The sequence below is a fragment of the Blastococcus sp. TBT05-19 genome (assembly GCF_003319095.1).
GTDB lineage: Bacteria > Actinomycetota > Actinomycetes > Mycobacteriales > Geodermatophilaceae > Blastococcus.
Genome location: NZ_QOHI01000004.1, coordinates 243,243 through 267,428 on the forward strand (window position 1 = coordinate 243,243; position 24,186 = coordinate 267,428).

The window sequence follows — 24,186 nt, forward strand, 5'->3', positions numbered from 1 at the left end:
TGCGGGGGCGCAGGCTCAGGGGTCGCGCAGCGCGCGGCCGATGCCCCGGGCGGCGGCCAGGAGGACCGGTACCGCCGAGGCGGCCCGGTCGTCGTTCGGCAGGATCACCGACAGCGAGGCCACCACCTCGCCCAGCCCGTCGCGCACCGGTACCGCGATGCCCGTCGCGTCCTCGTGCACGTGCCCGGGCAGGAGCGCGTAGCCCTGCTGGCGCACCTGCCCGAGCAGCGCCCGCAGCCGCTCGGGCGAGGTCACCGTCGCCGCGGTCCGGCCCTCCAGCGGCCGGGCGAGCACCCGCTCCCGCAGCTCCGGCGGTCCGTAGGCGAGCAGGACCACGCCCGAGGACGAGATGTGCAGCGGCAGCCGTCCGGCGATCCGCGAGAAGTTGACGACGGCGTCGCGCGCCGACAGCCGCTCGAGGAAGATCACCTCGTCGCCGTCCCGGACGGCGAGCTGCGCGTGGTGGCCGACCACGGCGTGCAGGTCCTCCAGGAAGGGCATCGCCGCGTCGCGCAACGACCGTGTCGGCGCGGCCCGGGAGGCCAGCTCCCACAGCCGCATGCCGCCGCGCACGCTGCCGTCCTCCCCGCGCGCGAGCAGCCCCTCCTCGACGAGGTGGCCGACGATGCGCGAGGCCGTCGCGACGTGCAGCCCGGCGCGCCGCGCGATCTCGGAGACCCGCAGCACCGGCTCGTCGGCCGTGAAGGCGTCCAGCACCCGGACGGCGCGGGCCAGCGAGGACTCCCCCGTCGCGGTCCGTGGCACGGGGCGGAGTGTGGCAGGCCGTCTCGACCATTGAGAAGGTGTTGGCCGCGCCACATCCCCCCGGAGGACCGTCTCTCCCATGACCGCTCCTCCCCCGGCGCCCGCCCCCGAGGGCGCCGACGTCGCGATGCTGCGGGTGACCGGCAAGCAGCTGCAGGCCGACGGCGTGCTGACCCTCGAGCTGGCCTCGCCGTCCGGGGCCCGGCTGCGCGACTGGACGCCGGGCTCGCACATCGACCTGGTGCTGCCCACCGGGCTGACGCGGCAGTACTCCCTCTGCGGCGACCGGTGGGACCCCACCACGTACCGGGTGGGCGTGCTGCTGGAGCCGGAGAGCCGGGGCGGCTCGACCTACGTACACGAGCAGCTGCAGGTCGGCGACCTGGTCGGCGCGGGCGGACCGCGGAACAACTTCCCGCTGGTGCCTTCGGAGCGGTACCTGTTCGTGGCCGGCGGCATCGGGATCACCCCGATCCTGCCGATGGTGCACCAGGCGGAGCTCCTCGGCGCCGACTGGCGGCTGCTCTACGGCGGCCGGCGCCGCGGGTCGATGGCGTTCCTGGACGAGCTCGCCGGCTACGGCGACCGGGTCCAGGTGCGCCCCCAGGACGAGTTCGGTCTGCTCGACCTGCCCGGGTTCCTCGGCGAGCCCCGGGAGGGGGTGCGCGTCTACGCGTGCGGTCCCGCGCCGCTGCTCGCCGCGGTGGAGCGGGCCTGCGCGTACTGGCCGCCGCACGCCCTGCGCGTCGAGCGGTTCGTCGCCGAGGACGCGGGCGCGCCGGCCCGGGTCGCGCCGTTCGAGGTCGAGCTCGCCCGCACCGGCACCACCGTGACCGTGACCCCGGACGTCACGGTGCTGGAGGCGCTGAGCCGGGTCGGTGTCGAGATCCTCTCCTCCTGCCGCCGCGGGGTCTGCGGAACCTGCGAGACCACGGTCCTGGCCGGCCGGCCCGACCACCGCGACGCCCTCCTCGACGACGACGAGCGCGCGGCCGACGACTGCATGTACGTCTGCGTCTCCCGCTCGCGCGACGAGCGCCTCGTCCTCGACCTCTGACCCACCGGAAGGCCTCCCCCGTGACCGCCACCGCCGCTCCCGGCACCACCCCTCCCGGCACCGCCGTCCCGACCAGCGACGTCGACCCGTTCAGCCACGAGGTGCTGGAGGACCCGCTCCCGATGCACGAGGCCCTCCGCGAGGCCGGGCCGGTGGTCCTGCTCAGCGAGTACGACGTGTTCGCGCTGGCCCGCTACGACGACGTGCACGCGGCGCTGGTGAACTGGCAGGACTTCCAGTCCTCGGCCGGGGTGGGGCTGTCGAACTTCCGCTACGAGGAGCCGTGGCGACCGCCCAGCATCCTGCTCGAGGCCGACCCGCCGCGGCACGACGCCCCACGCCGGGTGCTGCAGAAGGTGCTCGGGCCCCGGGCGCTCCGCCGGCTCCGCGAGCAGTGGGCCGCCGACGCCGACGTCCTGGTCGACGAGGTGCTCGCGCGGGGCAGCTCCTTCGACGCCGCCCGGGACCTCGGGGCGGTGTTCCCGCTGCGGGTGTTCCCCGAAGCCGTGGGCATCCCGCAGCCCGGCCGCGAGAAGCTGCTGCCCTACGGCGACCACGCCTTCAACGCCTTCGGGCCGGCCAACGACCTGGTCGCGAAGGGAGCGCCCCGCGTCGCCGAGCTGTCCGGCTGGGTGAACGAGCAGTGCCGGCGGGAGGTGCTGGCCCCGACCGGCTTCGGGGCGGACATCTGGGCGGCCAGCGACCGCGGCGACATCACCCCCGAGCAGGCGCCGCTCGCCGTCCGCTCCCTGCTGACCGCCGGGGTCGACACGACCGTGCACGGCATCTCCGCGATCCTCTACGCCTTCGCCACCCACCCCGAGCAGTGGGCACGGCTGCGCGCGGAGCCGTCGCTGGCGCGCATCGCCTTCGACGAGGCGGTGCGCTGGGAGTCCCCGGTCCAGACCTTCTTCCGCACCGCGACCACCGACGTGCGCGTGGGCGACGTCGTCATCCCCGAGGGGCGCAAGATCCTCATGTTCCTGGCCGCGGCCAACCGGGATCCGCGCCGGTGGGCCGACCCCGACCGCTTCGACCTCGGCCGCGACCCCTCCGGGCACGTCGGCTTCGGCATGGGCATCCACCAGTGCGTCGGCCAGCACGTGGCCCGGCTGGAGGCCGAGTCGATCGTGACGGCGCTGGCCCGGCGGGTGCGCACGATCGAGCTCGACGGCCCGCCCGTTCGGCACCACAACAACACGCTGCGGGCCCTGGAGAGCGTGCCGGTGCGGGTCGTCCTCGACTGATCCGGCGCTACGTCGGATGTCGCGGCACCGGCGCGCGCCGGCGCCGCCGGGACGCGACATCCGCGCGATCCGGTGGCCGCCCCGCGCTCCCTACGGTGTCGTCCATGTCGTCCGAATCCCTCGCCGCCGCACTCGCCCGGGTGGGCAGCCCGGTCGAGCTGCTCCGCAACCTGGCCTTCCCGCCGAGCACCTTCCCGGTCAAGCCGGAGTTCACCAACTGGCGCTCCGAGCAGCGGTCGTGGGTGGAGTCGTGCGCGCTGCTGGACCAGTCCCACCACATGACCGACCTGTTCCTCTCCGGTCCCGACGCGCTCCGTCTGCTCAGCGACGTCGGCGTCAACAGCTTCGCGAACTTCGGCGTCGGCAAGGCCAAGCAGTTCGTCGCGGTGGACCCCGAGGGCCACCTGATCGGCGACGCCATCCTCTTCCACCTCGAGGACGAGCTGTTCGACCTCGTCGGGCACCCGATGGTCCTGGACTGGGTCACCTTCCACTCCGAGCGCGGCGGGTACCAGGTCACCGTGGAGCGCGACGACAACTCGGCGGTGCGCACGTCGGGACCGCCCCGGCTCTACCGGTTCGAGCTGCAGGGCCCCACGGCCGCGGCCCTGATCGAGCAGGTGAGCGGCGCTCAGCTCCCGGACGTGAAGTTCTTCGACATGGCCGAGTTCACCATCGCCGGCCGCCGGGTCCGCGGCCTGCGGCACGGCATGGCCGGGCAGCCCGGCTTCGAGCTGTTCGGGCCGTGGGAGGACGGCGACGCCGTGCTCGCGGCGCTCCTGGAGGCCGGCGAGGACCACGGCCTGGTGCGGGTCGGCGCCAAGGCGTACTCGACGGCGAACCTGGAGTCCGGCTGGGTCCCCGCCCCGCTGACCGCCCTGTTCTCCGACGACCCGCTCATGCAGGAGTACCGCGAGTGGCTCCCGCTCGCGAAGGTCGGGTCGATCGGCGGCAGCATGGACTCCCCCGACATCCGCGACTGGTGCCTGACCCCCTTCGAGGTCGGCTACGGCAAGACGGTGAAGTTCGACCACGACTTCATCGGCCGCGCGGCGCTCGAGCGGAGGGCGCAGGAGCCCTCGCGCACCAAGGTGACGCTGGTGTGGAACGCCGACGACGTCACCGCGGCGATCGGCTCCCTGTACGCGCCCGGCCCCGGCGCCAAGTACATCGAGCTGCCCAAGGCCCGCTACGCCACCCACCACGAGGACACGGTGCTGGTGGACGGCCGGCCGGCCGGGATCTCCCTGGACTGCGGCTACCTCGCCAACGAGCGGGTCATGGTGTCCCTCGCCGTCCTCGACGCCGGGTTCGCCGAGCCCGGCACCGAGGTGACGGTGCTGTGGGGCGAGCAGCCGGTGTCGGCCAAGCCGGCCGTCGAGGAGCACCGCCAGGTGGAGATCCGGGCCACGGTCGCGCCCGCCCCGTTCGTGGACTTCGCGCGCGAGAGCTACCGCGCCCGGTGAGCCCCACGACAGATGACGTAGGCGGTCCGGCCGCTCTCGGCGGCGCCGCCGGTGACATCGCGCCGATCCGTCGTCGGGTCCCGCTGCCTAGCGTGGACGTGAGCCACCCCACGCCCGACGCCAGCCATCCCCCGGAGGACGCAGCCGCATGAGCACGTTCGTCCTCGTGCACGGCGCCTGGCACGGCGGCTGGTGCTGGGACCGCGTGGCGGCGCCGCTGCGGGAGGCCGGCCACGTCGTCCACGCCCCCACCCTCACCGGCCTGTCGGAGCGCGCGCACCTGCTCTCGCCGCTGGTCGGGCTGGACACCCACGTGGAGGACGTCGTCCGGCTGATCGACACCCTGGGGCTGACCGACGTGGTGCTGGTCGGGCACAGCTACGCGGGCCAGGTCGTCACCGCCGTCGCCGACCGCCGTCCGGACGCGGTCGCGCAGCGGATCTACCTGGACGCCTTCGTCGGCGCCGACGGCGAGGCCGCCCGCGACCTGCTCCCCGAGACGGTCGAGCACCACTGGGCGGAGTCCGCCGCCGAGCAGGGCTTCGGCTGGCTGGTCCCGGTGCGCAAGCTGTCGGTGCTGGGCGTGACCGAGCAGGCCGACGTCGACTGGCTGCTGCCGAAGCTGACGCCGCACCCGTGGAAGACCTACACCGACGCCCTGCGGCTCACCGGCGCCGTCGAGCGGGTGCCGGCGGCCTTCGTCGAGTGCGTGAGCTGGATGCGCGTCTTCGCCGGTCAGGCCGACCGGGCGCGCGAGCGCGGCTGGCCCGTGCACGAGCTCGAGACCGGTCACGAGGCCATGGTCACCGCGGCTCCGGAGCTCGCCGGGCTGCTGGACCGCCTGGCCACCGAGAGGGGTGCCTGAGATGGAGTTCCTGGTCCGGTCGGAGAACCGGCTGCCGGCCGACACCCCCGCGGAGCGCCGCGAGGAGCTGCGGGCCGGCGAGCGGGCGCGGGCGATGGAGCTGCGCGCCGAGGGCGTGCTCAAGCGGCTGTGGCGCGTTCCCGGCCGGAACGCGACGATCGGCCTGTACGAGGCCGCGGACCCGGCTGCGCTGCACGACGCGCTCATGTCGCTGCCCATGGCTCCCTGGCTGGACGTCCACGTCGAGGCCTTGGCTCTGCACCCCCAGGAACGAGCCACCCACCCGCAGGAGCGGACGTCGTGACCGCCGTCCTGACCGCGATCCCGACCGAGGGGACCTCGATGAGCACGCACGAGACGGGCGGCCGGCTGAACGTGCCGGGCACGCCGATCTTCGACGGGCAGACCAGCCGGCGCGGGCTCCGCCTGAACAAGATGCTGATGAGCTTCCGGTCGGCGGACAACCGCGAGCGCTTCTCCGCCGACGAGGCGGCCTACTGCGCGGAGTTCGGTCTGGCTCCCGAGCAGACGCAGGCGGTCCTCGACCGCGACTGGACGGCGATGATCGACCTCGGCGGGAGCATCTTCTACGTCTACAAGCTCGCCATGATGGACGGCCGGTCGATGCAGTACCTCGGTGGCGTGTTCACCGGCATGACCGAGGAGGAGTTCCAGGCGGAGCTGCGGGCTGGAGGTCGCCGCGATGGCTGACGTGCTCTGGGGTCTGGCCACGTCGCACGTGCCCTCGATCGGCGCGGCGATGGACCGGGGCAAGACCGAGGACCCGAACTGGAAGGACCTCTTCGACGGCTACGCCCCCGCCCGGGCGTGGCTGGCCGAGCACCGGCCGGACGTGGCGATCGTCGTCTACAACGACCACGCCAACGGCCTGGACCTGGACATCGTGCCCACCTTCGGGATCGGCACCGCGGACTCCTACCCGGTCGCCGACGAGGGCTACGGCCCGCGCCAGGTGCCCGATGTGATCGGTGACCCCGAGCTGTCGCTGCACCTGCTGGAGAGCCTGGTCGACGAGGGCTTCGACCTCACCGTGTTCCAGGAGCTCGAGGTCGACCACGGGCTCACCGTGCCGCTGTCGGTGTGGACGCCGGACCCCGGCGACGCGTGGCCGTGCCCGGTGGTGCCGATCCTGGTCAACGTCATCCAGTACCCGCAGCCGACCGCCGCGCGCTGCTACGCCCTGGGCCAGGCACTGGGCCGGGCCATCCGCTCCTACCGCGAGGACGTGACCGTCGGCATCCTCGGGACCGGCGGCATGTCCCACCAGCTGGCCGGCTCCCGCGCCGGGTTCATCAACCCCGAGTTCGACGCCATGTGGCTGGAGAAGATCCAGACCGACCCCGCCGCGCTGGCCGGCCTCAGCCGCGAGGAGCTCATCCGCGAGGCGGGCTCCGAGGGCATCGAGCTGATCATGTGGCTGATCATGCGCGGCGCCATGCACGAGCAGGTCACCAAGGTGCACTCGCACTACTTCCTGCCGGCCTCGAACACCGCGGCCGGCATCGCCCTCTTCGACAACCGCCCCGCCTGAGCCGCACCGAGGCGATCCTCCCCCTCCGCACGAGAGAAGGCCCCCCGTGAACCGCGCTCTCACCATCCGCGACGCCTCCACCCGCGCCTCGCTGCGGCAGACCTTCCAGACCCTCGGGTACGAGGTCATCCCGTTCAAGAAGACCCAGGAGCAGGTGCTCCAGCACGTGCCCCGGGGCGTCCCGCTGACCGTGACCGCCTCCCCGGCCAAGGGCCAGGACGTGACCGTCGACCTCGCCGTCGCGCTGGCCGCCGCCGGGTACTCGGTGTCGCCGCACTTCTCCGCCCAGCAGGTCCGGGACCGCTCGCACCTGGCCGACCTGGTCGCCCGCTGCCGCGAGGCCGGGATCACCGGCGCCTTCGTCATCGGCGGCGACCCGACCGACGTGCCGACGGAGTTCCGGGACGCGCACGCGCTCCTCGTCGCGCTGCACGAGCTCGACCACGGGTTCACCGACATCGGCATCGGCGGTCACCCCGAGGGCCACCCGTCGGTCAGCGAGGACGTGCTGTTCAAGGCACTGCAGGACAAGGCATCGCTGGCCACCCACATCACCACCCAGATCGTCTTCGACCCGGCGGTGATCCTGCGGTGGGCGCGCGAGCTCAAGCGCCGCGGCATCGACCTGCCGGTGCACGTCGGCGTCCCCGGGTCGGTCAGCCGGCAGAAGCTCCTCCGGGTCTCCGGCGGGCTGGGGATCGGCGAGTCCGCGAAGTTCCTGAAGAAGCAGCAGACGCTGCTCTGGCGCTTCTTCGTGCCCGGCGGCTACGACCCGACGAAGATCATCAAGGGCCTGGCCCCGCACCTCGGCAAGCCGGACAACACCCTCGCCGGCTTCCACGTCTTCACCTTCAACGACCTCGAGCCCACCGAGGAGTGGCGCACGCGCACCCTGCGCAACCTGTCCTGAGACAGTTTCCTCCCCCGGCCGCGACCGGCCGCCGTCGACCGGAGATCCCATGACCACGCTCCCTCCCGCCGCAGGAACGCTCCGATGACGGCCCGGGTGATCGACGGCACGGCCGTCGCGCGCGAGGTGCGGGCCGAGGTCGCCCGCGGGGTGGAGCAGCTGCTCGCCGCCGGTGGCACCGCGCCGGGCCTCGCGACGGTCCTGGTCGGCGACGACCCGGCGTCGGAGGTGTACGTCCGCAACAAGCGCCGGCTCAGCGTCGAGGCCGGCATGGTCGACCAGCACCGGCACCTGCCCGGCGACGTCGACCAGGCGACGGCGGAGGCCCTGCTCGACGAGCTCGCCGCCGATCCGGCGGTGTCCGGCATCCTGCTGCAGCTGCCCACGCCGAAGCACCTGGACTCCGACGCGCTGGTGCTCCGCATCCCGGCGGAGAAGGACGTCGACGGGCTGACCACGCCCAACGCCGGGCTCCTCGCCCAGGGCCGGCCGGGCCTGCGCCCGTGCACGCCGGCCGGGGTGATGCGGCTGCTGGACGAGTACGACGTCGAGCTGTCCGGCGCCGAGGCCGTGGTGGTCGGCCGGTCCGCGCTGGTGGGCAAGCCGATGGCGCAGCTGCTGCTGGGCCGGAACGCGACGGTGACGACCTGCCACTCCCGCACCCGCGACGTCGCCGAGGTGTGCCGCCGGGCCGACGTGCTCGTGGTCGCGGCCGGCATCCCGGGCCTCATCGGTGCCGACGCCGTCCGGCCCGGTGCCACCGTCATCGACGTCGGCATCCACCGCGGCGAGAACGGGCTCGTCGGCGACGTCCGATACGACGAGGTCGCCGAGGTCGCCGGGCTGCTGACCCCGGTCCCCGGCGGGGTCGGGCCCATGACCATCGCGATGCTGCTGGCCAACACGCTCACCGCGGCCAAGGCCCAGCAGGGGCTCGGCGACTGATGCCCGGGCCGTGGGCGCGGTTCGACGACCTGCGGGCGGGGACGGCCCTGCGCTGCCCCCCGCCGCGGCAGGTGCTGACCGCGAACCGGCCCGACGAGGTCGCCGGCGTGCTCCAGGAGGTGCACGACGCGACCGAGCGCGGCAGCTGGGCGTTCGGCTACGTGGCCTACGAGGCGGCGTCCGGGCTCGACCCGCGGCTGCCGGGCCGGACCACCGACGGCGAGCCGCTGGTCTGGTTCGGGCTCTGCGACGAGCCGGTCCCGGTGGACCCCGTGACGCCGCCCGCCGCTGCCGCCGACGACACCACCTGGCTGCCGGACTGGTCGGACACCGGGCACGCCGCCGCCGTCGCCACCGTGCGGGAGCGGATCGCCGCCGGTGAGACCTACCAGTGCAACCTGACCGACCGGCTCCGCTCGGCCGTTCCCGGGAACCCCGAGGAGCTGTACGCGCGCCTTGCCCTCGCCCAGCGGGGAGCGCACAACGCCTACCTGGACCTGGGGCGGCACGTGGTCGCCAGCGCCAGCCCCGAGCTGTTCTTCGAGTGGGCCGGCGACGAGGTCCGCACCCGCCCGATGAAGGGCACGGCCGCCCGCGGCCGCACCACGGCAGAGGACCGGGAGCGGTCGGCGGCCCTGCGCGCCAGCGCCAAGGAGCGCGCCGAGAACCTGATGATCGTCGACCTGCTGCGCAACGACCTCGGCCGGGTGGCCGAGATCGGCAGCGTGCGGGTGGACGAGCTGTTCACGCTGGAGCGCTACCCGACGGTGTGGCAGCTGACCTCGGAGGTCTCCGCGCGGGTGCGCCCCGGCACCGGGCTGCTCGAGCTGTTCCGGGCGCTGTTCCCCTGCGGCTCGGTCACCGGGGCGCCCAAGCAGCGCACGATGGAGCTCATCAGCGAGCTGGAGCCGACCCCGCGGGGGATCTACTGCGGCGCCGTCGGCCTGGTCGCGCCACCGACGGCGCCGTTCCGGGCGCGGTTCAACGTCGCCATCCGGACCGTCGTGCTCGACCGCGCCACCGGCCGGGCCGTCTACGGCGCCGGCGGGGGCATCACCTGGGACTCCGACGCCGCCCGCGAGCGGGCCGAGCTGCACGCCAAGGCCGCCGTGCTCACCCACGACGCCGCCGAGCACCGGCTGCTGGAGACCCTCGCCCTCGACCCCGGCACCGGGCCGCGCAACCTCGACCGGCACCTGGCCCGGCTGGTCGACTCCGCGGAGTGGGCCGGCTTCCGCTGCGACGTCGAGGCGGTCCGCGCGGCCGTCGGGAGGTCGGTCGCCGGGCGGACCGGGCCGGCCCGCCTCCGCGTGCTGCTGTCCCGCGACGGCACCGTGGAGGTCGGGGTCGGGGCGCCGCCGCCGCCGTCAGATGGTCCCGTGCGGTTGGCCCTGGACGACGAGCCGGTCGACGCGGACGACCCGTGGCTGCAGCACAAGAGCACCCGGCGCGGGGTCTACGTCGCCGCCGCGCTCCGGCACCCCGGGGCCGACGACGTGGTCCTGGTGAACCAGGCGGGCGAGGTCACCGAGACCACGATCGCCACCCTCGCGGTGCGCCTGGACGGTCGGTGGTGGACGCCGCCGACCACCTCGGGCTGCCTGCCCGGCGTGGAGCGGGCGCGACTGCTGGACCTCGGGCTCCTGCGCGAGCGGGTGCTCCGGCCGGCCGACCTGCTCGCCGCCGAGGAGATCGCCGTCGTCAGCTCGCTGCGCGGCTGGCGTCCCGCGACCCTCGTCGTCCGCCAGCCGCCCGGCCCCGCCCTGCAGCCCTCCTCCTGACCACTTCCCCGCCGACCCGCTGAGACCGGAGCCATGGACACCGACCCCGACCTGCCCCGCCAGTCGATGGGCCAGTTCCTCGACGAGCTCGCCGCGCGCCTGTCCGCGCCCGGCGCCGGCGCCGCCGCGGCGATCGAGGCGGCCCTGGCCGCGTCGCTGGTCGCCATGGTCGGGCGGTTCACCCCCGACGAGGAGCACGCGGACCTGGTCGGTGCGGTCGTGGCCGAGGCCGACCGCCACCGGGCCGCCGCCCTGGAGGCCGCCGCCGACGACGAGACAGCCTTCTCCGCCGTGGCCGAGGCGATGAAGCTGCCGCGCGGCAGCGACGAGGAGAAGGAGGCCCGCCGGCGGGCGATGGCCGAGGCCCAGCTGGCCGCCGCGCGTCCTCCGCGCGCCGTCCTCGCGATCGCCGGTGAGCTGGTGCAGCTGGCCGAGCGCATCCTGCCGGTCGCCAACCGCAACCTGGTCAGCGACGTCGCCGCCGCGACCGCCGCCGCCCGGGCAGCCGCCACGACCGCGCTGCTGGCCGTCGAGACCAACCTGGTCGGCCTGGACGAGCCGGGCGCGGCCGACGACCTCACGGCGGCGGCCGGCGCCGCCGCCGAGGTGGCCCGGCGGGCCGACGCCGTGGAGGCCGACGTGCGGACGGCGATCCGCGGATGACCCGGGCCCTCGCCGCGGTGCGGATGCGTCCCTCGCTGCCGCGCACCGACCGGTGCCAGGTCATGGGCATCCTCAACGCCACGCCGGACTCCTTCTCCGACGGCGGCCGGTACGACTCGACCGGCGCCGCGGTGGCGCACGGCCTGGCCCTGGCCGCCGCGGGCGCGGACTCCGTGGACGTCGGCGGCGAGTCGACGCGGCCCGGCGCCCGGCGCGTGCCGGTCGAGGAGGAGCTGCGCCGGATCGTCCCGGTCGTCACCGAGCTCGCCCGCGCGGGCGTCGCGGTCAGCATCGACACGACGCGGGCCCGCGTGGCCGCTGCCGCGCTGGAGGCCGGCGCCGTCCTGGTGAACGATGTGAGCGGCGGCCTGGCCGACCCCGGCATGGCACGGGTGGTGGCCGACGCCGGGGTGCCGTGGGTGCTGATGCACTGGCGCGGGCACAGCCGGGACATGTACGCGGCCGCGTCCTACCGCGACGTCGTCGGCGAGGTGCGTCGGGAGCTGTGCGCCCGCGTCGACGCCGCGATGGCGGCCGGCGTCGCGGCCGACCGCCTGGTGGTCGACCCGGGCCTGGGCTTCGCCAAGCACCCGGAGCACGACCTGGCGCTGCTGGCCGGCCTCGCCGACATCGTCTCGCTCGGCCTGCCCGTGCTGGTGGGGGCCTCGCGCAAGCGGTTCCTCGGCACAGTGCTCGCCGGGGCGCACGGCCCGGTGCCGGCCACCGGGGACCGCGACAGCGCCACCACGGCGACCACGGTGCTCGCCGCCTGCGCGGGCGCGTGGGGCGTCCGGGTGCACGACGTGACCGGCAGCGCCGACGCGGTGCGCGTGGTCGCCGCCACCCGGCGGTACCGGGCCCCGGGCCCGGCGGAGAGCTCGGCGCACGCTGCGCCGGAAGGAACGGCGGCGGGCATCCCGCCGGCAACGGAAGACACAGAGAGGTGGCGATCCGCATGACCAGCACGGTCAGCACGACGGCTCCGGTGACGACGGGGCTCTACATCGGCGGGGAGGCGCGGTCCGCGGCGGAGACGATGGACGTCATCGACCCGGCCCGCCCGGGTGCCGTGGTGGGCACCGCGGCGGCGGCGTCGAAGGAGGACGTGGCGGACGCCGTCGCGGCGGCCAAGGCGGCCTTCCCGGCGTGGGCCGCCCTGTCCGCGACGGAGCGCGCGGCGCAGATGGCCGCCGCCATCGAGGGGATCGCCGAGGACCGCGACGAGGACGCCCGCGTGCTCTCGCTGGAGAACGGCAAGATCCGCATGGAGGCGTGGATCGACGCGCTGGTCTTCGACATCCGGTGGCAGCTCGCCCTCTCGATCGCCGACGAGGTCGACGGCACGAAGGTGCTCTCCCCGGCCCCGGGCATCCCGGTCGAGACCACCGTGGGCTACCAGCCGCTCGGCGTGGTGACGATCATCGTCCCGTTCAACTGGCCGATCGCGATCCTGGGCGCGGCCCTCCCCCACGCCCTGCTGGCCGGCAACACCGCGATCGTCAAGCCGCCGCCGACCACGCCGCTGGCCATCACGCGGCTGGTGCAGCGGGTCGCGGAGAAGCTGCCGCCGGGGGTGCTCAACATCGTCACCGGCAAGGACACCGAGATGGCCGGCCTGATCGACAACCCCGACATCGCCAAGGTCTGCTTCACCGGCAGCGTGGGCGGCGGCAAGCGGATGATGGAGATGGCCTCGCGCAACCTGACCCGGGTCACCCTGGAGCTGGGCGGTAACGACGCCGCGATCTTCCGCGAGGACGCGATCCTGGACGACGACCACCTCGACCGGCTGTTCGCCGGCATCTTCGACACCACCGGCCAGATCTGCATGGCTGCGAAGCGGATCTACGTGCACCGGTCCCGGATGGACGAGCTGGTGGCGGGCCTCTCGGCACGGCTGGAGAAGGTCGTGCTCGGCCACGGCCTGGCCGAGGGCACCACGATGGGCCCGCTGCACCAGAGCGCCCAGAAGGCGTTCGTCGCCGAGATCATCGAGGAGGCGAAGTCCGCCGGGGCGACGGTGCTGGAGTTCGGCGAGCTGCCCGGCGGCGAGTTCGCCGAGGGGAACTTCTTGCGTCCGGCCATCGTGGTCGATCCCGACCCGTCGCTGCGGGTCGTGACCCAGGAGCAGTTCGGCCCGGTCATCCCGGTGCTCCCCTTCGACGACGACGCCGAGGCGGTGCGGGCGGCCAACGACACCTGGGGCGGCCTGTGCGGCTCGGTCTGGACGGCGGACACCGAGGCCGCCAACCGGATCGGCGGTCAGCTGGCCTGCGGCTACGTCTGGGTCAACGACCACGGCGCCACGCGGCTGGACCTGCGCGCTCCCTTCGGCGGCATGAAGCAGTCGGGCATGGGCCGCGAGCAGGGCATCGAGGGGATCCGGGCCTTCCAGGACACCCGCTCGATCGCGCACCTGGACGCTGCCGCGGCGGCGGCCGGGGCGCACTGACCCGCTCCGGGCGGGCCGGTGGGGTGCTCCCCCGCCGGTCCGCCCGGCCGGTCAGCCGGCGGTCGGGGCGAGGTCCTGCCAGCCGCCGGACGGCGTCACGACGGCGTCCACCGGCCGGTCGTGCGCCTCGCGCGGGAGCTCCTCGAGGCGTTCGTCGTCGAACACGAGGGTGACCAGCACCGCGTCCGGCCGCGCGTACGCCAGGGCCCGGTCGTAGTAGCCGCCGCCGCGGCCCAGCCGGATGCCGTACCGGTCGACGGCGAGCGCGGGCACGACGACGGCGTCCGCCGCGGCGAGGGCGTCGGCGCCCAGCCGGGGACCGACCGGCTGCGACAGCCCGTACCGGCCGACCTCCAGCTCACCGGTGTGCTCGGCCCAGTCCAGCACCCGGCCGGTGGAGGGGACGACCGGCAGCAGCAGCCGGGCGCCGAGGGCGGTGAGCGCCTCGGGCAGCCGGCCGGAACCGGGCTCCTCCGGGTCGGGCACGAAGGCCGCGAGCGTGGACACCCGCCCGCGGAGCGCACCGACGAGCGCGGCCGCGACCGCGTCGGCGGCCGCCGCCCGCTCCGCCGGCGGCCGCGCCAGCCGGGCGGCCAGCAGGCGCTCGCGGAGCACGGTCTTGGCGAGGGCCGGCTCCGCGGGGGTGGTCACGCCGGCAGCCTAGGACGGCGGGCGCGGGCCTGCGCTGTAGCGTCGTGGCCAGTTAGGGCAGCCTCACCAGGGCGCCGGAACGGAGCAGCCATGACCGAGCCACGAGCCGCCGGCGACGCGCGAGCGCCGCGCAAGCGCACGCCCCGCATCGGCGAGGTGGTGCGCACCTCGCGGATCACCCCGCACATGATCCGCGTCGTCCTGGGTGGCGAGGGCCTCGCGGGCTTCCCCGAGGGCGACCAGACCGACCGCTACGTCAAGCTGCTCTTCCCGCCGGTGGGCGCGGCCTACGGCGTCCCCTACGACGTCGAGCAGGTGCGCGCCGACCACCCCTCGGACCAGTGGCCGGTCACGCGCACCTACACCGTGCGGGGCTGGGACGCCGTCGCCGGTGAGCTGACGATCGACTTCGTGCACCACGGCGACGAAGGCCTCGCCGGACCCTGGGCCGCCGGCGCGCGCCCGGGCGACCTGATCCAGTTCATGGGCCCGGGCGGTGGCTACTCGCCCCGCCCGGACGCCGACTGGCACCTGCTGGCCGGTGACGAGGCCGCCCTCCCGGCGATCGCGGCGACGCTCGAGCAGCTCCCCGCGGACGCCCGCGGCCTGGTGTTCGTCGAGGTGGCCGGCCCCGAGGAGGAGCAGGCCGACGTCGTCGCGGGTCCCGGCCTCGAGCTGCGCTGGGTGCACCGGGGCGACGCTGCGCCGGGCGAGGCGCTGGTCGCCGCCGTGACCGCCACGCCGCTGCCGGAGGGCCGGGGGCACGTCTTCGTGCACGGCGAGGCGTACGCGGTCCGGGCGCTGCGCGGGCACCTGCGGGAGACCTGCGGGCTGGACCCGGAGTGGACCTCGGTCTCGGGCTACTGGCGCCGGGGCGACACCGAGGACCGCTGGCAGGCCACCAAGCGCGAGTGGAACGCCGAGATCGAGGCCGAGGAGGTCGGCGTCCGGTCCTGACCGCGGGAGCTCGTCGTCGGCGACCGAGCGGGTCAGGCCCGGGCTGGGCCGTCTCCTCACCGCCGCGTGCTGGCCGCGACCGCCGCGTGGCAGCGCGGCGGTCGGCACCACACGGCGGCGGTGGCGGGCTCAGGTGGTGGTGGTCCGGCCGCGGAGATACCGGCGGCCGGAGCCTCAGCCGAGCAGGCGCCGCACGGTCCGCGCCGGCTGCTGCAGCCACCACCGGGCCACCCGCAGGCCGAGGTGCCAGAGGTCGGCCCACTCGGGCGGACGCGGAGGCGCCACCGTGCGGGCGGGCTCCGGCTCGGGCAGCGGGAGCTGCTGCGGCACCAGCAGGTCGATCGGGCTCCGACGGCTGGTGTCGCGCAGCGAGGCGAAGGACGGGATCGACGGCGCGGCCGGCGAGTCCTCGTCGTCCGGGTCCCGCGGCGCCGCGGACCGGGTGATCGTCCCGACCGGCTCCGGCACGACCTGCCGGATGGCGGCGACCATCCCGGCGCCCAGCCCCGGGACGGCGGCCAGCTCGGCCCGGGTCAGGCTCGACAGGTCCTCGACGGCGGTGATCCCCGCCCTGGTCAGCGCGGTGACCGCGCGACCGGGCAGATCCAGCTCGCGGACGGTCTGGGCGGGCACGGCTCCGGGCGACTTCCTCGGCATGCCCACCGACGCTAGTCGCCCGGGACCGTCCCGACCCGCCCCGGGCGGCGCGCGGGGGTGCCGAGGCGGACCGGCGGCGGGACGGCGGGCGGCCCTCCGTACCGTGCGCGCATGTCTCCGAGCCCCTCTCCGGCCGCCGCCCCCCGGCGCGTCCTCGTCACCGGCGGCGCCTCCGGCCTCGGCGCCGCGCTCGCCGCCCGGTACGCCGCGCGCGGCGACCGCGTCCTGGTGACCGACCTCGCCCCGTCCGCCGACGTCCCGGCCGGCGCGACCTACCAGCGCCTCGACATCACCGCCGAGGCCGACTGGGCCGCGGCGCTGGACCGGGTCCGCACCGATCTCGGCGGGCTGGACGTCCTGGTCAACAACGCCGGGATCGCCGCCGGCGGGCGGATCGACCGGCTCGGTGCCGACCACTGGCGCCGGGTGCTCGACATCAACGTGCTCGGCGCGGTGACCGGCTGCCGCACGTTCGCGCCGATGCTCAAGCAGCAGGGCTCCGGCCACCTGGTCAACATCGCCTCCGCTGCCGGCCTGGTGCACCCGCCCGCCATGACGTCCTACGACGCCGGGAAGGCCGCCGTGGTCGCGCTGTCGGAGAGCCTCCGGTGGGAGCTGGGGCCCTGGGGCGTGGACGTGTCCGTCGTCTGCCCGACGTTCTTCCGCACCAACCTCGCCGCCTCCCTGGGCGACGACGACCCGCTGATGAACACCGTCGCGACCCGGCTGATCGAGAAGTCGAAGCTCGGCGCCGACGAGATCGCCGACCGGGTCGTGCGGGCAGTGGACGCCAAGCGCTTCCTGGTGCTGCCCGACCGCAACGCGCAGATCGCCTACTGGACCAAGCGCCTGGCCCGGCCGCTGTACGAGCGGCAGATGCGCGGCATGGGCGCCCGCATCCACCGCGCCGAGCAGGACGAGGCCCGGGCATGAGCACCGGCACCGTCCTGATCACCGGGGCCAGCGCCGGCCTGGGCGCTGAGATGGCCCGCCAGTTCGCCGCCCTGGGCTACGACCTCGCCCTCTGCGCACGGCGCACCGAGCGGCTGGACGCCCTCGCCGAGGAGATCCGGACCTCGACCGGGCGGCGGGTCGAGACCGCGGCGCTGGACGTGACCGACCCCGACGCCGTCCCCGCCGTCTTCGGCCGGTTCGCCGAGCAGTTCGGCACGGTCGACCGGGTGGTCGTCAACGCCGGCCTCGGCAAGGGCGCGCCGCTGGGCACCGGCCGCGCCGAGGCCAACCGCGAGACGGCGATGACCAACTTCGTCGGGGCGCTGGCGCAGACCGAGGCGGCGCTGGAGATCTTCCGCCGCCAGCAGCGCGGGCACCTGGTGCTCATCTCGTCCATGTCCGCGCTGCGCGGCATGCGGAAGTCGATGACCACGTACGCGGCGACCAAGGCAGGCGTGGCCTCGATCGCCGAGGGCCTGCGGTCCGAGCGCATCCGCGGGCTGGACGTGTCGGTGATCTACCCCGGCTACATCCGCTCGGAGATGAACGAGCACGTGCAGCAGAAGACCCGCTTCATGGTCGACACCCCCACCGGCGTCCGCGCCATGGTGGCCGCGATCGAGGCCCGCCGGACGAAGGCTCACGTGCCGTCCTGGCCGTGGGTGCCGATCGGCGTCGCCATGCGGGTCCTGCCGCTATCGGTCGTCCGGAAGCTCACCTGAGCGCGCCTGCCGGTCCGGTCAGCGCACCGACCGGATCGGCAGGACCGCCAGCGCACCGGCCACCGCGACCACCATCGCGATCGGGAAGAGCGCGGCGTAGCTCAGCAGGCTCACGATCAGCCCAGCGATGGCCGGCGCCAGCGCCTGGGGCAGCGTGACGGCGATGTTGAGCACCCCGAGGTAGCGGCCGTTGTCCTCCGTCGTCGGCAGCACCTCGGTGAGCAGCGCCTGGTCGACCGCGAGGTAGGAGCCGAACCCCAGCCCGGCCAGCACGGCGAAGACGATGATCCCGGTCATCGTCGGCATGAGCCAGGGCGCGACCAGGCCGGCGGCGATGAGCAGCCCGGCAGCGACCGCGACCGGCTTGCGGCGGCCCATGCGGTCGCTGAGCGGGCCACCGACCACGGTGCTGACCAGGGTGGCGAGCAGGCTCACCACCGAGATGAGCGGGATCGCGTCGACGGCGTCGTCCCCGAGGCCGATGTGGTCCTGCAGCACGTAGAGCTGGAACGTCGTGGTGATGTAGTAGCCGGTCAGCGTGAGCAGCCGGCCGAGGAAGCCCCAGGCGAAGTCGGGGTGCCGCCGGGGCTCACCCAGAAGGTCCGGAGGAACGCCGTCCACTGCAGCGGCGGCCGGGGCTCGCCCCGGTTGTCGTGGTCGGGGTTGAACAGCGCGAACCCGCCGGCCGCGAGCACGATGACGACGGCGAGCACGGTGTAGCCGACGGCGGGGGTGCCGGAGAGGACCGCGCCCAGGCCCATGCCGCCGGTGATGCCGACCAGCACCCCGAGACCGCCGGAGGCGGAGAACAGCCCGCGCACGCCGCGGGGCACCCGGTCGGGCATGACCGCGGCCTTGGGGCTGAAGTAGATGTTGAGCGCCACCATGACCAGCAGGTAGAGCGCGCCGATGCCCACCAGCCCGGTCATGCCGCCGAGCACGACCATGCCGCCGGCGGCCAGCAGCGCCCCGGCGAAGATCCACGGCGCCCGCCGGCCCCAGCGGGTGCGGGTGCGGTCGGACAGCAGGCCCGCGATCGGCTGGGCGATCATGCCGCCGACCGCACCGACCGCGGTGACGATCGCCAGGTTGGCCGCCTTCTGCGCCGGGTCCACCGCCTCGACCTACAGCGGCAGCAGCACGCTGTTGACCGCGCCGAGGGCCAGGTAGACGCCCAGGCTGGCGACGCCGTACCAGACCAGCAGCCGGCGCAGCGGGCCGCTGACGGGGATCCGCTCGGTGCTCTGCGGGTCGTGCCCCTCCGGGCTGAGCCGGGGGGTGGGCAGCTGGGCGGTCACCGTCTCGGACGAGTGCGGGACGACAGACATGGATCCCCTTCCCGCGCGGCGGGCGCTGGGGCGGAGGCGGCCACCCCGTTGTGACCGCCCGGAGCCGGACGGCAGCGTAGGGGCGGAGTGATCCGGGCCACAAGAGGCGCCGCCGGTCCCTAGGCTGGGCGGGTGACCGCCGACGCGCTGCCCTCGTACGCCCACGGCCCCTCGACGGTGCCCCTGCTGGGCGACACCATCGGCGCGAACCTCGACCGCACGGCGGCCCGGGTGGGCGACTCCGAGGCGCTGGTGGAGTGCGCGACCGGCCGGCGGTGGAGCTATCCCGAGCTGGTGGCCGACGTCGACGCCTGCGCTCTCGGGCTGGACGCGCTCGGCGTGGCCACCGGCGACCGGGTCGGGATCTGGGCACCGAACTGCGCGGAGTGGGTCTTCGTCCAGTTCGCGACGGCGAAGCTCGGCGCGGTGCTGGTGACCATCAACCCCGCCTACCGCACGTCCGAGCTGGCGTACGTGCTGGACCAGGCCGGCATCTCGGTGCTGGTCTCCGCGCCCGAGTTCAGGACCAGCGACTACCGGGCGATGGTCGCCGAGGTCCGCCCCGACCGGCCGGGCCTGCGCGAGGTCGTGTTCCTGGGCTCCCCCGAGTGGGAGCAGCTGATGGCGACCGGACGGGCGGCCGACCGCGGTCTGCTGGCGCGCCGGGCGGCCGAGCTGTCGGCCGACGACCCGATCAACATCCAGTACACCTCGGGCACCACCGGCTTCCCCAAGGGCGCGACGCTCACGCACCACAACCTGCTCAACAACGGCTTCTTCGTGGGTGAGGGCTGCGGCTACACCGAGGCCGACCGCATCTGCATCCCGGTGCCGTACTACCACTGCTTCGGCATGGGGATGGGCAACCTCGGGGCCACCTCGCACGGCGCGACGATGGTCATCCCGGCGCCCGGCTTCGACCCGGCCCTGACGCTGCAGGCGGTGCAGGACGAGCGCTGCACCTCGCTGTACGGCGTCCCCACCATGTTCATCGCCGAGCTCGGGCTGCCCGGGTTCGCCGACTACGACCTCTCGTCGCTGCGCACCGGGATCATGGCGGGCTCGCCCTGCCCGGTCGAGGTGATGAAGCGGGTGGTCGACGAGATGGGCATGACCGAGGTGACCATCTGCTACGGCATGACCGAGACCTCCCCGGTGTCCACCCAGACCGGTGCCGACGACGACCTGGACCGCCGGACGGCGACCGTCGGGCGGGTGCACCCGCACCTGGAGGTCAAGGTCGTCGACCCGGCCACCGGGCTGACCGTGCCCCGCGGGACGCCCGGTGAGTTCTGCACCCGCGGCTACTCGGTGATGCTGGGCTACTGGGACGAGCCGGAGAAGACCGCGGAGGTCATCGACCGCGCCCGGTGGATGCACACCGGCGACCTCGCCGTCATGGACGACGAGGGCTACCTGACCATCGTCGGCCGGATCAAGGACATGGTCATCCGCGGCGGCGAGAACGTGTACCCGCGGGAGATCGAGGAGTTCCTCTTCACCCACCCCGACGTCGTCGACGCCCAGGTCATCGGCGTTCCCGACGAGCGGTACGGCGAGGAGCTCATGGCCTGGGTGCGACTGCGCGAGGGAGCCGAGCCGCTCACCGCGGAGGCGCTGCGGGAGTTCTGCACGGGCAAGCTGGCCCGCTACAAGGTGCCCCGGTACGTGAAGGTCGTCGAGGAGTTCCCGATGACCGTGACCGGCAAGGTCCGCAAGGTCGAGATGCGCCAGGTGTCGGTCGCGGAGCTCGGGCTGGAGCCCGCGGCGGCCGTGCGCAACGCCTGACGCCGGCCGCCCCGCGGGACGGCCGGCGTCAGGGGGTCTCGCCGGGAGCTCAGTGCGCGGCGACCGGCTCCGGCCGGCCGAGCCGGACACCCACCGCGGCGGCCACGGAGAGCGCACCGAGCACGGTCAGCGCCGATCCGAGCCCGCCGATGGCACCCGTGAGGGCCAGGACCAGCAGCGGGCAGAAGAACTGGCCGACGAAGAACGCCGACGTCCAGACGCCGGTGCCGCGGCCGCGCTGCTCGAAGGCGAGCGAGCCGAGGGCCCAGGTGAGCAGCGAGGGCAGCAGCAGCCCGTTGCCGACGCCGGTCACCACGGCGGCGGCGATGACGGCGGGGACCGACGTGGCGACGCCGAGGCCCAGGATGCCGACGCCGGAGAGCGCGAAGGCCAGGGGCACCAGCACCGCCGGGCCGCGCTGCGCCAGCCGGCCGAAGAGCAGTCCGCCGACCGCCGTGCCGAGCGAGGCGACGGCGCTGGCGGCACCGATGGTCGCCGTCGACTCCACGCCGATGCCGTCGAGCACGAAGGACAGCTGCACGATCAGGACGTAGAAGACCAGGCCGCCCAGCAGCGACACGGCCACCGGAGCGCCGACCCGGCGCCACGGCAGGGGCTCCAGCTTCCCCGTGCGAGCGGCGGCCTGCGCCTGCGGCGCGGGCTGCCAGATCAGCTTCGCGGCCGCCGCCGCGAGCGGCAGGCTGACCGCGTACAGCCAGAACGGCGTGCGCCAATCGGCCGCACCGAGCGCGCCACCGATCCCGAAGAAGAACGTGGCGGCGACGGTCGTGAACACGACCTGGAGCCCGAAGTACTTCTCCCGCTTGGAGCCGTGGAAGTAGTCGGCGAGCAGCGTCGTGCAGCAGGTCATGATCGCCGCCTCGGTGAGCCCGAGGAGGACGCGGCTGGCGATGATCAGCTCGAGCGACGGCAGCCACAGCGGAGCGGTGCCGACGACCGCGTAGACGACCAGCGAGGAGACCAGCAGGCGCTTGCGGCCGACCCGGTCGACGATCCGGCCGGCGACCATCGCCGTGAGGCCGATGACCAGCGCGGGCGCGGTCAGCACGATCGGCGTGAGCGCCTCGACGCCCGGGGTGCCGGCGAAGGCGCGCTGGATGCTCGGGAGCACCGGCGCCAGCAGCACGGCGCCGAGGACGGCGAGGCAGCTGGAGAGCAGCAGGACCAGCGCCTGCGGACGACCGGCGGGGCGGCCGGTGGCGGGGTCGACGGCGACCTCGCCGGCGAGGGTCTCCCCCGCCGTCCGGTCAGGGCTCAGGACGTTCTCCGACACGGGCATCTCCGATGACAGGGAGCCGATCCAGGTGATCGGCGTCACTGCCGCAGAAGTGTCAGGAGTGCGCCGTCCGAGCGGAAATCACTTCTTCTGAGCCTGGGTATCAGTGAGGTCGATGACCGCCTCGGCCCCGACCGCCAGCTCCGCGGCCCGCAGCACGAGGTCCCGGAGGTAGCGGTGCTCGGGATCGTCGTCGAAGGCCGGGTGCCACCACATGGCCTCGATGAGGGGGGCGACCTCGAACGGGGGCGCCACCGACCGGATGCCGGCGTTCAGCGGCAGCTGGTCGACCAGGCGCCGCTGCAGCAGGGCGATCCGGTCGCTGCCGGCGATGAGGGTCGGGACGGTCAGGAAGTTCTCGTTGATGACCGTCACCTTCGGCTCGATGCCGAGCATGCGCATCTGCCGCGCGGCCATCGTCGACGCCGTCTGCCCGTGGTAGGTGGCCACCCACGGCAGGGTCTCCAGGTCCTCGATGGTGAGCCCCTCGTCGGCGATCGGGTTGTCCGAGGCGAGGACGACGACCCACTCGTCCCGGTAGAGGTCCCGGTGCGAGACGTCGGTGACGAAGCCGTGCGGCATGAAGAGCAGGTCGGCGCCGAGCAGGGTCTGGTCGGCCCGCTCCACCAGCGCCGGTGAGTGCGGCGTGAGCCGCAGCCGGGTGTGCGGCGCCTCCTCGGACAGCAGCTCGGCGATCGTGTCGCCGAGGATGACGACGACGTAGTCGCTGACCAGCAGCGTGAACTCGCGGGTCGAGGACGCCGGGTCGAACTCCGGCTGCGCGGTGAAGACCCGCTCCACCCCCGACAGCGCGATGCGGACGAGCTCCTTGAGCTGCACGGCCAGCGGGGTGAGCCGGTACTCGTTGCCGACCCGGCTGAGCAGCTCGTCCCCGAAGTGCCGCCGCAGCCGTGCCAGCGACGCCGACAGCGCCGGCTGGCTCAGCCCCATCTGCGCGGCGGCCCGCGTGACGCTGCGCTGCTGGAGCAGGGCGTCGAGGGAGACGAGCAGGTTGAGGTCCAGGCTCGCCAGGTTCACGCCGCAACGCTATCGACGCCGCTGATGCCTGTCATCAGACATCTCGTCTTCCCTCACCCGTGTGGGCCGCACCACTCTCGGAGCCGTGCAGCCGTCTCCCGAACCCCTCGACCGGTCCGACCCCGAGGGCGCCATCGCCGCCGCCGCGAAGCGCTGCTCCAACTGGGGTCGCTGGGGCGCCGACGACGTCATCGGCACGCTGAACTTCCTCACCGAGGACAAGCGGGTGGAGGGCGCCCGGCTGGTGCGCCGCGGGGCGAGCTTCTCGCTCTCGCAGGCCTTCGACACCGACGGCCCGCAGAAGGGCTGGCGCCGCCGGACCAACCCGGTGCACACGATGACCGACACCGGCACCGACGCCGAGCGCGGCGTGCAGGGGTTCCCGCACGGCATCGGCGGCGCCGACGACGTCATCTCGATGCCCCTGCAGTGCTCGACGCAGTGGGACGGTCTCGGGCACATCTTCGACCACGGCAACGCCTGGAACGGCCGTCGCGCGGGCGACGTCGTCACCAGCCTCGGCGACTCGGTGACCGGCATCGAGACGGTCGCCTCTCTGATCGCCGGGCGCGGCGTGCTGCTCGACGTCGGCCGGGCGATCGGCACCGGCGGCGAGCTGCCCGACGGGTTCGCCATCACCGCCGAGCACCTCGAGGCGACCATCGCCGCCCAGGGCGCGTCCTCCCGCGTCGGCCGGGGTGACCTCCTGCTGGTGCGCACCGGCCGGCTGACCCGGGCCCGCCGGGACATCGCCGAGGGGCGCGGCTGGGGCGACTACGCCGGCGGTGCCGCCCCCGGCCTGTCCTTCACGACCGCCGACTGGCTGCACGGCAGCGAGGTCGCCGCCGTCGCCACCGACACCTGGGGCTTCGAGGTGCGGCCCAACGAGTTCGACGTGGCCTTCCAGCCGCTGCACCAGGTCGCCATCCCGAACATCGGCCTGTTCATCGGCGAGATGTGGGACCTCGACGCGCTCGCCGCCGACTGCGCCCAGGACGGCGTCTACGACTTCTGGCTCACCGCGGCCCCGCTGCGCGTGACCGGCGCCGTCGGCGCACCCGTGAACCCGATCGCCGTCAAGTGAGGAGCAC

At 74.4% G+C, this 24,186-nt stretch carries 26 protein-coding genes; 18 read left to right on the forward strand and 8 right to left on the reverse strand.

The features are described 5' to 3' along the window. Positions 1–15 precede the first annotated feature (15 nt). Positions 16–765: an IclR family transcriptional regulator gene (locus tag DQ244_RS12560; protein WP_113811821.1), complete on the reverse strand. Its 750-nt coding sequence runs from the start codon at positions 763–765 to the stop codon at positions 16–18. 79 nt (positions 766–844) lie between these two features. Here DQ244_RS12560 and DQ244_RS12565 point away from each other — a divergent pair, with 79 nt between their 5' ends. The 13 genes from DQ244_RS12565 (at position 845) to DQ244_RS12625 (ending at position 13,703) form a co-directional block, all read left to right on the forward strand. Next, the gene (locus DQ244_RS12565; protein WP_113811822.1) at positions 845–1,822 is read left to right on the forward strand and encodes a PDR/VanB family oxidoreductase; all 978 of its coding nucleotides are present in this window, start codon (positions 845–847) and stop codon (positions 1,820–1,822) included. A gap of 20 nt (positions 1,823–1,842) precedes the next feature. Then, positions 1,843–3,069 carry a cytochrome P450 gene (locus tag DQ244_RS12570; protein ID WP_199580371.1) on the forward strand — a complete coding sequence of 409 codons (1,227 nt, stop codon included), beginning with the start codon at positions 1,843–1,845 and terminating at the stop codon, positions 3,067–3,069. Between the two features lie 104 nt (positions 3,070–3,173). Further along, entirely contained in the window at positions 3,174–4,535 is a 1,362-nt protein-coding gene (locus DQ244_RS12575; RefSeq protein ID WP_113811823.1) for an aminomethyltransferase family protein, read from the forward strand. 148 nt (positions 4,536–4,683) lie between these two features. Then, positions 4,684–5,400: an alpha/beta fold hydrolase gene (locus DQ244_RS12580; RefSeq protein WP_113811824.1), complete on the forward strand. Its 717-nt coding sequence runs from the start codon at positions 4,684–4,686 to the stop codon at positions 5,398–5,400. 1 nt (position 5,401) lies between these two features. Then, on the forward strand, positions 5,402–5,704 hold the full coding sequence (locus tag DQ244_RS12585; RefSeq protein WP_113811825.1) for a muconolactone Delta-isomerase family protein: 303 nt from the start codon (positions 5,402–5,404) through the stop codon (positions 5,702–5,704). Further along, positions 5,701–6,111 (forward strand): protocatechuate 4,5-dioxygenase subunit alpha, encoded by a 411-nt coding sequence (gene ligA, locus DQ244_RS12590; protein ID WP_233491357.1) that lies wholly within the window; start codon positions 5,701–5,703, stop codon positions 6,109–6,111. Before DQ244_RS12585 ends, ligA begins: the two co-directional genes overlap by 4 nt. Continuing rightward, complete coding sequence (locus DQ244_RS12595) at positions 6,104–6,952, forward strand: class III extradiol dioxygenase subunit beta (protein WP_113811826.1); 849 nt, start codon at positions 6,104–6,106, stop codon at positions 6,950–6,952. The genes ligA and DQ244_RS12595 overlap by 8 nt, the downstream gene beginning before the upstream one ends. 46 nt (positions 6,953–6,998) lie before the next feature. Continuing rightward, complete coding sequence (locus DQ244_RS12600) at positions 6,999–7,862, forward strand: methylenetetrahydrofolate reductase (RefSeq protein ID WP_113811827.1); 864 nt, start codon at positions 6,999–7,001, stop codon at positions 7,860–7,862. A gap of 84 nt (positions 7,863–7,946) precedes the next feature. Next, the gene (gene folD, locus DQ244_RS12605; RefSeq protein ID WP_113811828.1) at positions 7,947–8,807 is read left to right on the forward strand and encodes a bifunctional methylenetetrahydrofolate dehydrogenase/methenyltetrahydrofolate cyclohydrolase FolD; all 861 of its coding nucleotides are present in this window, start codon (positions 7,947–7,949) and stop codon (positions 8,805–8,807) included. Further along, positions 8,807–10,588: an aminodeoxychorismate synthase component I gene (pabB, locus tag DQ244_RS12610; protein ID WP_113811829.1), complete on the forward strand. Its 1,782-nt coding sequence runs from the start codon at positions 8,807–8,809 to the stop codon at positions 10,586–10,588. The genes folD and pabB overlap by 1 nt, the downstream gene beginning before the upstream one ends. 33 nt (positions 10,589–10,621) lie before the next feature. Further along, positions 10,622–11,251, forward strand: a complete 630-nt coding sequence (locus tag DQ244_RS12615) for a cyclodeaminase/cyclohydrolase family protein (RefSeq protein WP_113811830.1) — start codon at positions 10,622–10,624, stop codon at positions 11,249–11,251. Then, positions 11,248–12,210 carry a dihydropteroate synthase gene (gene folP, locus DQ244_RS12620; RefSeq protein ID WP_233491358.1) on the forward strand — a complete coding sequence of 321 codons (963 nt, stop codon included), beginning with the start codon at positions 11,248–11,250 and terminating at the stop codon, positions 12,208–12,210. The genes DQ244_RS12615 and folP overlap by 4 nt, the downstream gene beginning before the upstream one ends. Beyond that, positions 12,207–13,703, forward strand: a complete 1,497-nt coding sequence (locus DQ244_RS12625) for an aldehyde dehydrogenase family protein (protein WP_113812028.1) — start codon at positions 12,207–12,209, stop codon at positions 13,701–13,703. Before folP ends, DQ244_RS12625 begins: the two co-directional genes overlap by 4 nt. Positions 13,704–13,754: 51 nt before the next feature. On the opposite strand, the gene DQ244_RS12630 is transcribed toward DQ244_RS12625, so the two are convergent. After that, the gene (locus DQ244_RS12630) at positions 13,755–14,354 is read right to left on the reverse strand and encodes a 5-formyltetrahydrofolate cyclo-ligase (protein WP_113811831.1); all 600 of its coding nucleotides are present in this window, start codon (positions 14,352–14,354) and stop codon (positions 13,755–13,757) included. A 90-nt stretch (positions 14,355–14,444) separates the two neighbouring features. Here DQ244_RS12630 and DQ244_RS12635 point away from each other — a divergent pair, with 90 nt between their 5' ends. Further along, positions 14,445–15,311, forward strand: a complete 867-nt coding sequence (locus DQ244_RS12635; protein ID WP_113811832.1) for a siderophore-interacting protein — start codon at positions 14,445–14,447, stop codon at positions 15,309–15,311. Between the two features lie 174 nt (positions 15,312–15,485). On the opposite strand, the gene DQ244_RS12640 is transcribed toward DQ244_RS12635, so the two are convergent. Continuing rightward, complete coding sequence (locus DQ244_RS12640; RefSeq protein ID WP_147251521.1) at positions 15,486–15,968, reverse strand: DNA-directed RNA polymerase subunit alpha C-terminal domain-containing protein; 483 nt, start codon at positions 15,966–15,968, stop codon at positions 15,486–15,488. Positions 15,969–16,079: 111 nt separating this feature from the next. Here DQ244_RS12640 and DQ244_RS12645 point away from each other — a divergent pair, with 111 nt between their 5' ends. After that, a complete protein-coding gene (locus DQ244_RS12645) occupies positions 16,080–16,901 on the forward strand; it encodes an SDR family NAD(P)-dependent oxidoreductase (RefSeq protein WP_113811834.1) in 822 nt (273 codons plus the stop codon). Then, entirely contained in the window at positions 16,898–17,644 is a 747-nt protein-coding gene (locus DQ244_RS12650) for an SDR family oxidoreductase (RefSeq protein ID WP_113811835.1), read from the forward strand. Before DQ244_RS12645 ends, DQ244_RS12650 begins: the two co-directional genes overlap by 4 nt. 18 nt (positions 17,645–17,662) lie before the next feature. Here DQ244_RS12650 and DQ244_RS20075 read toward each other — a convergent pair whose 3' ends face one another. From DQ244_RS20075 to DQ244_RS12665, 3 genes are read right to left on the reverse strand one after another with little or no spacing between them, the layout of a single operon-like run. Next, positions 17,663–18,265, reverse strand: coding sequence for an MFS transporter (locus DQ244_RS20075; protein ID WP_113811836.1), 603 nt, complete (start codon positions 18,263–18,265; stop codon positions 17,663–17,665). Next, a complete protein-coding gene (locus DQ244_RS20080) occupies positions 18,178–18,759 on the reverse strand; it encodes an MFS transporter (RefSeq protein WP_113811837.1) in 582 nt (193 codons plus the stop codon). Before DQ244_RS20080 ends, DQ244_RS20075 begins: the two co-directional genes overlap by 88 nt. A gap of 9 nt (positions 18,760–18,768) precedes the next feature. After that, on the reverse strand, positions 18,769–18,972 hold the full coding sequence (locus DQ244_RS12665; protein ID WP_113811838.1) for a hypothetical protein: 204 nt from the start codon (positions 18,970–18,972) through the stop codon (positions 18,769–18,771). Positions 18,973–19,104: 132 nt separating this feature from the next. Here DQ244_RS12665 and DQ244_RS12670 point away from each other — a divergent pair, with 132 nt between their 5' ends. Continuing rightward, entirely contained in the window at positions 19,105–20,760 is a 1,656-nt protein-coding gene (locus DQ244_RS12670; protein ID WP_113811839.1) for an AMP-binding protein, read from the forward strand. Positions 20,761–20,809: 49 nt separating this feature from the next. On the opposite strand, the gene DQ244_RS12675 is transcribed toward DQ244_RS12670, so the two are convergent. Further along, on the reverse strand, positions 20,810–22,054 hold the full coding sequence (locus DQ244_RS12675; RefSeq protein WP_199580372.1) for an MFS transporter: 1,245 nt from the start codon (positions 22,052–22,054) through the stop codon (positions 20,810–20,812). A gap of 84 nt (positions 22,055–22,138) precedes the next feature. Further along, positions 22,139–23,095, reverse strand: coding sequence for a LysR family transcriptional regulator (locus DQ244_RS12680; protein WP_113811840.1), 957 nt, complete (start codon positions 23,093–23,095; stop codon positions 22,139–22,141). 85 nt (positions 23,096–23,180) lie between these two features. On the opposite strand from DQ244_RS12680, the gene DQ244_RS12685 reads away from it, so the two are divergent. Continuing rightward, the gene (locus DQ244_RS12685; protein ID WP_113811841.1) at positions 23,181–24,179 is read left to right on the forward strand and encodes a cyclase family protein; all 999 of its coding nucleotides are present in this window, start codon (positions 23,181–23,183) and stop codon (positions 24,177–24,179) included. Positions 24,180–24,186: the final 7 nt, after the last annotated feature.